The organism is Roseateles sp. P5_B10, from assembly GCF_056400485.1.
Map to the genome: position 1 here is coordinate 1 of NZ_JBFULE010001198.1, position 1,173 is coordinate 1,173.

Annotated in this window: 2 protein-coding genes; one reads left to right on the plus strand and one right to left on the minus strand. The window is 68.3% G+C overall.

The genetic code is table 11. The features are described 5' to 3' along the window. Window positions 1–443 (minus strand): type IV pilus assembly protein FimV (locus AC1DU6_RS32065; RefSeq protein WP_477862242.1); only part of this gene is annotated, 443 nt, incomplete at its 3' end. 126 nt (window positions 444–569) lie between these two features. On the opposite strand from AC1DU6_RS32065, the gene AC1DU6_RS32070 reads away from it, so the two are divergent. Then, a partial coding sequence (locus tag AC1DU6_RS32070) for a Crp/Fnr family transcriptional regulator (RefSeq protein ID WP_477862243.1) occupies window positions 570–1,173 on the plus strand: 604 nt, incomplete at its 3' end.

Sequence of the window (1,173 nt, forward strand, 5' to 3'; positions counted from 1 at the left end):
ACCACCGGCGGCGCCGCAGGCGCGGGCGGTGCCGGCACTGTGGCGGCATCGGCCGCAGGGTCGACGAAAGCATTGAATTCGCGCGTCAGCCGCAGCGGGCAGCCCAGAGCCAGCGTGATGCGCAGGGCCGGTTCGTCGATGCGCGCCAGGCTCTGCAGGCGAATACGTTGCTGGCCGGGTTCACCCTCGATACGCATTTGCAACAGCCCAGCCGGCACCCGTGCGTCGCCAGCGGAGACCTCGGCGCGCACGCAGGAATCGGTCAGTCGTTCACCATCCGCCAGCGTCAGCGGGATGCTGGCGTCCAGCGGTTTGCCGAGGGCAGAATGAATTTGCGGCCGTCCCAGGCCCAGAGCCTGGGCGTCTGGCGCCAGGCCAAGCAGCAGTGCCAAAGTGGGTGTGAGAGCACCCAGCAAGGTCGGGCGCAAGGCCGTGAAGGGCATTGACTGCGGGCGGCTAGCTATCGGTTGAACGAGGGGGTGAAGACGGCGCGGATCACTCTAGCATGGGGCCACCTCGCCAACGGCCCCATTCCCAGGGAACCGCGGGCGGCACAATGCCCCCAGACCATGAACGCACTCAGCCTCACCCCCGCCGAACGCCAGCAGATCGATCAGGGCGCCTGGTTCTCCAAGCTCTCCGAGACCCTGCGCAACGACATCCTGCAGCGCGCCTTCGTGCGCCGCCTGCCCGACGAGACCATGCTGTCCCACCGCGGCGAGCCTGCCGAGGAGTGGTCGGCCGTGGCCAAGGGCGCCGTGCGTGTCAGCTCGGTGTCCCTGGCCGGCAAGCAGATCTCGCTGACCTATGTCGAGCCAGGCACCTGGTTCGGCGACATCGCCCTCTTCGACGGCCTGCCCCGCACCCACGACGCCTATGCGCACGGCGAGACGACGCTGCTGTGCGTGCGCAAGTCCGATTTCCGCGCGCTGTTGCAGGCCCACTCCGAGCTCTATGACGCCTTGCTGCGGCTGAACTGCCGCCGGCTGCGGCTGATGTTCGACATGATCGAGGACCTCAACACGCGCCCACTGGCCGCCCGCCTGGCCAAGCAGGTACTGCTGCTGGCGCGCTCTTATGGCGTGCAGGAGGGCGACGAGATCCGCATCGGTTTGCAACTGGCCCAGGAAGACCTCGCCCAGTTGCTCGGCGCCTCGCGCCAGCGCGTCAACC